We start from the raw sequence: 8,933 nt of genomic DNA, 5'->3' as shown, positions 1-8,933 counted from the left end.
AATTACCGGATATCAGTGGTAACTTGGTTTCATTAGAAAAATTTAAGGGGAATGTAGTGTTGATCGTCAATACTGCAAGCAAGTGCGGTTTTACATATCAGTATGAAGATTTGCAAAAATTATATGACAGATATAAGGAGCAGGGGTTTGTTGTCCTCGGATTCCCATCTAATCACTTCGATGACCAGGAGCCTGGTAGTAACGCAGACATTAATCAATTTTGTAAGATAAATTTTGGTGTACAATTCCCAATGTTCTCAAAGGTAAAAGTAAGAGATAGTGAAGCAGAGCCTCTGTTCAATTATCTTACGGCAGTAAAGCCTTTTAAAGGATTCAACCACTTTCACCCTTCAGCTCGAATATTGAGTTCCATTATAAATGAAAAGGTTCCACATTTTATGCATGGGAACTCTATCAAATGGAATTTCACTAAATTTCTTTTGGACTGTAACGGTAATGTTCTTCATCGTTTTGAGCCTACTACCGATACGATTGATATGGAAAAAGATATTGAAGCACTATTATAGTAACCACTGTTTTAAAGGTTTTTTATCAAAATATGATTCTTGTTTTTCGAATTCAAGAATCATATTTTGAAATGCTTGTAGACAATCTAAAGCTTAAATCGACGCAGTAGCAGATGAAGATGCTGCTTGGTCAGCCTTTACACAGTCAATTGCGATAACTAATGCAAGGATAATAGCTTCCATCTCTTCTTCCCATATTTCCACCTGATAGCTATCCCCCCAAGTGAACCATTCCTTACTCACTTGCCCTACCACTTCTCCGTGCTGTAACACCTGGAAATTCATATCCCACCAGTTACCATGCACCTCAATACCAGCAGCATCAATAGAATAACGTGCCTTCAAGAAAGAGAATTCCTTCTTAATCGTTAGCACTTCTTTTCCGTTTACCTCAACAAAAAACTTTGGTAAAAAGCTGAACATTTTTTTCGTAATTAAGGCTATTTCGTTTCTGGATGTATTCAAAATAGAGAAAGTTTTTGGGATTTTCATAAAACTGCCCTCTACGTAATATACATCGTTCTCCTGCTGATCCTTTACGGTGAACTTGCCACTTAGACTTAATACCTTTTGCTTTATATAAAGTTTTTTCATAATTTTTTCTCCTTTTGTTTCATTTAATTATCGAACTGGCTACCCGTTATTTCCTCAGTTTTCTTTCTCAACATTCCTATAAGCTTTTGACTTCAATTCTTTTATTTCCATCAAATATTTTTTCAATATTACATATATTTTACTTCAATACACAAAAATAAAACAGCTGATTATTCAGCTGTTTCATATTCCTTGTACAAATTTCACTTCATCATATCCACAATTATTGCATGTAATGAGATGCGGACAAATCTCTTCCTTGCTTGTATGAGAATAGCCGTCTGCCATTTTAATGGTGTCTAGGTCGTTGTAATGAGCATAGGGATCTAGAAAATCACTTTCCTTGCCAGCGTCCTCTAAAGGGTTAGTACACTTTGGACAGTTCTCTTCAAATTCATTGAATGCATTGCACAGTGGACACTCGGACATAAAGATTCTCCTTTGGCCTTTAGCTTTAGTATCCTTCTATTCATTTAAAATATGTATAAAAAACACCCCTCTACAACGGATTGTAGAGAGGCACTTGATTTTCTTTTATTAAGAGTGAATAATAACGTCTTTTCCTTCTTTACGATCCTTTGCATACTCAGCAGTAGCCGTAAATAAAACATCAGAGGAAGAGTTTAATGCAGTCTCACATGAATCTTGGATGACTCCAATGATGAAACCTACACCTACCACCTGCATCGCAATTTCGTTTGGAATACCAAACAGGCTACATGCCATTGGAATTAGTAAAAGTGATCCACCTGCAACACCCGATGCTCCTGCAGCAGACACAGCAGCAAGAACACTAAGGATTAGTGCGGTAGCAATATCTACATTTATGTCTAACGTATTAACGGCAGCAAGGGTTAAGACAGTTATTGTAACTGCTGCTCCAGCCATGTTAATGGTAGCTCCTAAAGGAATAGAAACAGAGTACGTATCCTTGTTCAACTCTAGCTTTTTGCACAATTCCATATTTACAGGAATATTAGCAGCCGAGCTACGCGTAAAGAAAGCTGTAATTCCACTTTCTCTTAACGTGCGGAATACTAATGGATAAGGATTTTTCCGTACGTATAAGTAAACAATTAAAGGATTAATGACTAAAGCTACAAATAACATGCAGCCTAATAATATAATGATTAATTGACCATATTCTTTTAAAGCGGAAAGACCATTCGTTGCAATGGCTTCAAAAACGAGCCCTAAAATACCAATAGGAGCAAGCTTAATAACCCATTTAACTAGTTGTGAGATTGCATCCGAGATATTTGCTATTGTATTTTTTGTTGTTTCGGCAGCATTCTTCAGAGTAAGCCCCAAAAGAATAGCCCATGTTAAAATTCCAATATAATTTGCATTTAAAATCGCATTAATAGGATTATCAACCACATTAAATAAAAGAGTTTCTAAAACAGCTAAAATATTACTTGGAGGTGTAACATCCTCTACTCCAGTCGTAAGCGTAAGCGTAACCGGAAATAGGAAGCTTGCAATAACACCAACAAGTGCTGCAAGAAATGTTCCAATTCCATAAAGTATTATAATTGACTTCATGTTCGTTTGCTGACCGCTTCTATGAGAAGAAATTGCATGGATAACTAGGAACAATACAAGTATTGGTGCAACAGCCTTCAAAGCACCAACAAATAAAGCACCAAAAATAGTAACCCAGCTTGCAGCTTCAGGTATTGTTAAAGCTAGAATAACACCTATCAGAATACCTAGTAAAATTTGTTTAACAAGACTTACTTGGTTCCATGTATGTAAGAGTTTTTTCATGTTGTTCCCTCCGATATTAAACATGATAGCATATTTAACGATGTACCTGCTCTTTGATATGTTAAAATTTTATGATTAATTATATATAAATGCTAGTTTAACACGAAAATTATGAATTGGTAAACAATTATTCTGAAATAACATCTTCCAATTGTTACAAGTGCCTGGCACCTGTAACATAGAACAGGTAATTTAACATTATTGAAACCGATAAAGATTTAAGCGCGTCATGTATGTAAGTTGAACAAAGATTAGATTATAGTAGTGATAAGATATTATTATAAGGAGTAGTGATAGATGGAAACGAAAGACTATCTTCATACACATTTAGAAGAGATAGAAGCCTGGGAGAAAGATCAGAAGGGTTTATGGTTTTGGGAAAAGCTCGGACGTCTTCCTTTTAAGGTCTTAGATAAGTTAACTCCTGCTTTTATACAAGAAAAAATTGGCTTACTTGTCTCTGAAATAGGCAGCTATATACAAACGGGTGGTAAATACTTAATCAATGAACAAACGATGATTAATAAGATTAAATCATCTACTCCTTACGACCCTATTGAGTCTATAGAGGATGTTGGGAACATTCCATTAAAAGATATGATTGTACTGAGTGAAAGGTTACAAAAAGGACGTGTGAAATTCGCTACTCTTCAGGGTGCGACTACAGGGGTTGGCGGCATATTTACACTAGCAATCGATATTCCTGTGATTCTTGGTACTGCACTAAAAACTTTGCAGGAAATTGCGATTATTCATGGGTATGATCCAAATGACAAACAGGAGCGTGTGTTTATCATTAAGTGTCTGCAATTTGCGTCTGCCGATATCGTTGGAAAAGAATCTATTTTAAATGAATTATCGGTTCTTCATGAGAATAAAACGACTTCAGAGAATATGCTGTCCCAGTTGAAAGGCTGGCAGGAAGTATTTTTCACCTATCGTGACCAATTTGGATGGAAAAAGCTCTTTCAAATGGTACCCATAGCCGGAATCATATTTGGAGCATTTGCAAATAAAGGAATGATCCATGATATAGCAGAGGCTGGCATCATGCTTTACAGGAAAAGAAGAATTTATGAAAAGCTTAATGAATTAGAAAGTGATCATACCGATTTATAATAAACCTCCACGGAAAAGTGAAACACATAGTGTAGCTTTTTCGTTTTTTTGTATGCTTGGAAAATAATCGGTCGGTTGGCTCCATTAATCGGTCGGTTTCTTTAAATAATCGGTTGGTAAACGTCAATAATCGGTTGGTCTGCTCCATAATTACAATCGATTTCTACCATTCTTTATCTTGTCAAATTTTCTTGTTCTATATTCCTTTCTATCTCATAAAATATAGAGATTCTAATTTAGAATTAATTTATTTGATAAAGGGGAAAAGCACATGTTCGCAGTACATTTTTATGAAAATAATATAATTGTATTAACTCAAGCGTTAAGAAACATTCCTGCAGTAGACGAAGACTTAAAAATTAAAGGTCGCAAGTGCAAGGTTTTAGACGTCTCCTATAATGATAATAATCATGTGCATGTTCAAATAGAATTTGAGAAAATAGTAGAAAAAAGTAAAGCTGCAGCAGAGCTAGGCAAGAAGAAAAAGAGATAAAATTAAAAAGAGGAGAAAGTGAAAATTCACTTTCTCCTCTTTTTCTAATATCTTACTTGCCTGGCTTTCCGGGCTTCCCTGGTTTTGGTTTTTCAGGTTTTCCTGGTTTATCTGGCTTCCCTGGTTTTCCAGGCATCGTTACTTCTTTTTCATAGCTCAGCTTAAAATCATCGAAGTATGCAGCAGATGTAGTAAAGTAATTTGATGTTCCAGCAAATAGACGAGCATATTTTGCCCCCTCTGGAGCTGTAACGGTCGCTTTTACCGTCTGCCATTCCTTATGACCGTAACGGATATGGATAATATTTTCACCGTCTCGATCACTACCTACTTGTATTCCCTTTTCGTCAAAATAACGAATAAAGAAGCTTACGCTACCGTCTTCTAAAAAGAGATTAGTAGAAGCTGTATACTCGACTCCTTCTTTTATAGAAATCGAATCGGTTTGTGCGAAAACAGTTTGCTTTTGATCGGTATCGTTAATTTTTAAGCTTTTCTTACCAGATTTTTTACGTAAATCGCTTATTTCAAAGGATGCATTGGATGGAAATGCTCCAAATAAGGATGACCAACCCGGTATGCTTTCTTTCTTGACCTTGTCTTCGAATCCGGCATTTTTAATCGGAACATTGACAGTCTCATAAATCGGTTCCTCAGGATTTACAACTTCTCCACCATCCACTACAGGAATCATAAATAGATGAGTTGCATCGCTGTCTATATAATAGATATTTTCATTTCCTTCATTGTCATTCGCTAGAACCATAAAGTCAATTTCTGGCCCTGAATTGATCAATGAAACATGGTCTAAGTTTTCAGAGGAAGGGTCTATTACCGTAAGCTTTCCACCTACATCTGTGTATAGCAGACCATCTTTTCCAATTTCAATATGGACTGGTCTCCACATACCCCTATTTTTTATCTCTGGATATATATTTTTATACTTTATCACTTCTTGGGTCGCGGGGTCCATTGCAAAAATAATGCCGTCTACTGCACCCCATAATGTTCCGTTATCATCAAACGTTAATCCGCTAATTATTGGAGGAGCATCTAGTTCTGGAATATCCAATTCAAATTCCTTCAATTTTTGCTCGCTTTCCATATCCCATATAAACATTTTTGCCTTTGAGGTACTCGGAGGAATATCAAGCCCTCCTCTTACTGTAGTGGAGCCGTAAATTAAACCGTCTTTATGGGCTAATCCAACAATACTTTGATCCTGAACCACATTACGATAAGTTTTTCTATCCTCCGTAACTGAATCATAAATCGTAAGCGCCCCGCCAAGCTTTTGATAATCCGGTATAGTACCGATTAATAATTTGTTTTCTACAAATTTCATAATGTACGGCCGATCCTGCTGCTCCGGCTTAAGATCAAAAAGTGTTTCTATCGCCATTGTTTCTGTATTCATCCTTTGAATAGCAGCACCTCCGTAAATCCCAAAATATAAATCATTCCCATTTCCCGCTACAATTCCCTCTGCCTGTCCCTGGGAATACGTTACAAATTGCCCTGTTTGGATATTATATTTCGAACCCTTTGGTCCCCCAGGATAAGTAGTCATATAAAGATTACCCTCTGGACCTTCCCCAAGGTTATGAAGTTTCAATGGAAGTGCTTGCATAGCTGTTGGCAGGGTAACAGTTTTATTTGTCTCTAGATTTGCAGCAAATATTTGGCCTGTCCTATTCATTGTGACTAGAGAGAGACCCGGAAGATCTTCTCTTCCCATATCTACAAATGCTCCTCCTCGTAAGCCAGCTCCATATCTAATCCCTGTTTCACGCGTCTCTAATGTATTAATATCAACTTCTACAATGTGACGATTGTGAATTACATATGCCTTATCTCCATTGACCGGTAACTGGATAAAACCAAAGCTTCCAAAATCATCTGCTGATCCATCATGCAGTTTTCCAAGCTTTTTATCTGACACCCATTCTTGGTTAATCAAATCATAAAAAAGTATAGCCGATTCGCCTCCGTCATCAAAACGAGCAAATAGATAGTTACCGACGACAGCCATATCATAAACGAATTTAATCTGGCTGACAGGCTTCCCTAAAATGTCAGGTACATTTTTTGTTATTTCTTCTTTTTCCATCGTTTCTACATTAATACGATAAACCTTTCCTTCCACTCCTAAACCAGCATAAAAGTATCCATCATGATATTCGAGAGAACGAATATAACTAGCATTGTCAGCATCAATCTTTCCAAAGTCAACGAAAGACTTAGTGGCACCATCATACTTATAAATACGACCATCGCCTTCCGCATACGTACCAATATATGCGTTTCCATTATCATCCGTAGTACTACTCCATGCTTGGTGTCCAGCATTAGGTGTTCCTAGCTTTTCGACAATCTTTGTTGTTGGAGAATAGCTCCAAAGCTCTCCTACATTTCCTTCTCCGAGTGCAGCAATATACACTGTCCCATTAGAAGCAATAGTATGACTCCACACTTGAGATACCTTTGCTAACTGCTGAGAAAATATTAGCTTATTTTCCTTCACATCGACTACATTAAATACTCCACCATTCGCTGTAGCATAAACTACATCTCTTCCATTCTCTTTCCCAAATGCAGCATTTAATAAGACTACTTCAGAAGCACCAATCCCAAGATTTACTGGTGTCTTAAAACCTCTATCCTTAAGCTTTGCTACCACACCTTCGTCTGTTGTGTTAGCAAAGCTCGTTAAAGGTAACACGGAAAGTAGTAATACTAAACTTAATAGGACGGAAACCAAACGTAAAAATTGCGTTTCTCTCAAATAAAATCCTCCTTTATCTGTATAATTACAATTTTCAGTATATTATCTTTTAAAAACTATAGATATGTCTTAAAATAGACTCAATTATAGTTGATATATAATACCTACCATATATTATTAGGTCTAATTACACTCAGATATATTAAATTTAAAAACAAAAAAGCCTTACAAACAAATATTGTTTGTAGGCTATTTTAAGTTAAGAAAGTTTAATCTCATTCACGTTCCACAGAAAGTTTGATATCCACAGCTTGATTCTGGTGGAAGCTGAGAGTACTCTTGGTTATCGGCTGAATAATCGTAAGGGTTTTGAAGTACTGACACTAAGCTTTCCATCACTTGATAGTCTCCTCTATCAACCGCTGCCTCTATCGCCTCTTCCACACGGTGATTTCTCGGAATGACAGTAGGATTATGCTCCTTCATCATTTGTATTGCTTCTTGTTTTGATTCTTGTTGCTTTTCTAATCTATCTAGCCACTTTGTTTGCCAATCATTAAATTCAACAGATTTAAAAAGTTCATTTTCATCTAGCTCTTCCATAGTTAGAGCTCTGAAGGTGTTTGTATAGTCTGCTTTATACTTCTGCATTAATTCTAGAAGCTCTTGAATGAGGGCATGATTCCCTTCTTCTTCATGGAATAATCCTAGTTTTGCTCTCATTCCATTTAAGTAACTTGTTTGGAAATGTTCTGGATAGGCAGATAACACTTCCTGTGCAAGTTTTATTGCTTCCTCTTGATCCTCATGAATAAGGGGCAATAAACTTTCTGCGAGTCTAGCCAGATTCCAGCCACCAATACCTGGTTGGTTGCCGTATGCGTAACGTCCTTGAGTATCAATTGAACTGAATACAGTCTTCATATCATAGGTGTCCATGAACGCACATGGACCATAGTCAATAGACTCTCCGCTGATGCTCATATTATCTGTATTCATCACTCCATGAATAAACCCTACTAGCTGCCATTTAGAAATAAGTGAGGCTTGACGCTTCGTTACCTCCTCGAGGAAAAGTAAATATTTATTATCTTTTTCCTCCAACGCAGGATAATGTCTGTTTATCGTGTAGTCAGCTAATGCCTGTAAGTCCTCATATGTGCCATAGGTTGCAGCAAATTGGAACGTACCTACCCGAATATGACTGTTAGCGATTCTCGTCATTACGGCCCCTTGTTGAAGTGTTTCTCGGATAATCGATTCTCCAGTAGTTACTACTGAAAGACTACGTGTCGTCGGTATCCCTAAACCATGCATCGCTTCGCTAATGATATATTCTCGAAGCATTGGGCCAAGACCAGCTCTTCCATCCCCTCCGCGAGAATAGGGAGTTTTACCTGAGCCTTTTAGTTGTATATCGAAACGTTTCCCATCAGGGGTTATTTGTTCTCCATACAGTAATGCCCGACCATCTCCTAGCATATTAAAGTGGCCAAATTGATGACCAGCATAAGCTTGTGCAAGAGGCTTACTTCCTGCTGGGGCACTATTTCCTGCAAGTATTTGAAGACCTTGTTCACTTTTAAGATAGTCTTTGTTCAATCCTAGCTCAGAGGCTAGTGATTCGTTTAAAACTGTAAGCTTAGGGGAGCTAACAGGATTAGGATCTATTATTGTAAAAAACATTGGCGGAAGACTAGTATAA

Annotated in this window: 8 protein-coding genes; 3 read left to right on the top strand and 5 right to left on the bottom strand. The window is 37.0% G+C overall.

The window, feature by feature from the left end:
* Positions 1-11: 11 nt before the first annotated feature.
* Entirely contained in the window at positions 12-527 is a 516-nt protein-coding gene (locus AC06OU_RS08060; protein ID WP_475855109.1) for a glutathione peroxidase, read from the top strand.
* Positions 528-620: 93 nt separating this feature from the next.
* Here the strand turns inward: AC06OU_RS08060 and AC06OU_RS08055 are convergent, their stop codons facing one another.
* The 3 genes from AC06OU_RS08055 to sstT form a co-directional block, all read right to left on the bottom strand.
* Positions 621-1,121 (bottom strand): LURP-one-related/scramblase family protein, encoded by a 501-nt coding sequence (locus AC06OU_RS08055; RefSeq protein ID WP_475855108.1) that lies wholly within the window; start codon positions 1,119-1,121, stop codon positions 621-623.
* A 183-nt stretch (positions 1,122-1,304) separates the two neighbouring features.
* Positions 1,305-1,550: a hypothetical protein gene (locus tag AC06OU_RS08050; protein WP_169358687.1), complete on the bottom strand. Its 246-nt coding sequence runs from the start codon at positions 1,548-1,550 to the stop codon at positions 1,305-1,307.
* Between the two features lie 108 nt (positions 1,551-1,658).
* Complete coding sequence (sstT, locus tag AC06OU_RS08045) at positions 1,659-2,891, bottom strand: serine/threonine transporter SstT (protein ID WP_475855107.1); 1,233 nt, start codon at positions 2,889-2,891, stop codon at positions 1,659-1,661.
* A 297-nt stretch (positions 2,892-3,188) separates the two neighbouring features.
* On the opposite strand from sstT, the gene AC06OU_RS08040 reads away from it, so the two are divergent.
* Both AC06OU_RS08040 and AC06OU_RS08035 read left to right on the top strand, forming a co-directional pair.
* Complete coding sequence (locus AC06OU_RS08040) at positions 3,189-4,010, top strand: EcsC family protein (protein WP_475855106.1); 822 nt, start codon at positions 3,189-3,191, stop codon at positions 4,008-4,010.
* A 271-nt stretch (positions 4,011-4,281) separates the two neighbouring features.
* The gene (locus tag AC06OU_RS08035) at positions 4,282-4,503 is read left to right on the top strand and encodes a hypothetical protein (protein WP_169358684.1); all 222 of its coding nucleotides are present in this window, start codon (positions 4,282-4,284) and stop codon (positions 4,501-4,503) included.
* 52 nt (positions 4,504-4,555) lie between these two features.
* Here AC06OU_RS08035 and AC06OU_RS08030 read toward each other — a convergent pair whose 3' ends face one another.
* A complete protein-coding gene (locus tag AC06OU_RS08030) occupies positions 4,556-7,288 on the bottom strand; it encodes a carbohydrate binding domain-containing protein (RefSeq protein ID WP_475855104.1) in 2,733 nt (910 codons plus the stop codon).
* Between the two features lie 219 nt (positions 7,289-7,507).
* A partial coding sequence (locus AC06OU_RS08025) for a protein adenylyltransferase SelO (RefSeq protein WP_475855102.1) occupies positions 7,508-8,933 on the bottom strand: 1,426 nt, incomplete at its 5' end.

This window comes from Psychrobacillus sp., assembly GCF_056205495.1.
This window is presented reverse-complemented; position numbering and strand designations above follow the sequence as displayed.

What these genes read in the sequence shown, in the direction of transcription:
- AC06OU_RS08050 (WP_169358687.1), bottom strand. Translation starts at nt 1,550, where the DNA reads ATGTCCGAGTGTCCACTGTGCAATGCATTCAATGAATTTGAAGAGAAC.
- AC06OU_RS08035 (WP_169358684.1), top strand. Translation starts at nt 4,282, where the DNA reads ATGTTCGCAGTACATTTTTATGAAAATAATATAATTGTATTAACTCAA.
- AC06OU_RS08055 (WP_475855108.1), bottom strand. Translation starts at nt 1,121, where the DNA reads ATGAAAAAACTTTATATAAAGCAAAAGGTATTAAGTCTAAGTGGCAAG.
- AC06OU_RS08040 (WP_475855106.1), top strand. Translation starts at nt 3,189, where the DNA reads ATGGAAACGAAAGACTATCTTCATACACATTTAGAAGAGATAGAAGCC.
- sstT (WP_475855107.1), bottom strand. Translation starts at nt 2,891, where the DNA reads ATGAAAAAACTCTTACATACATGGAACCAAGTAAGTCTTGTTAAACAA.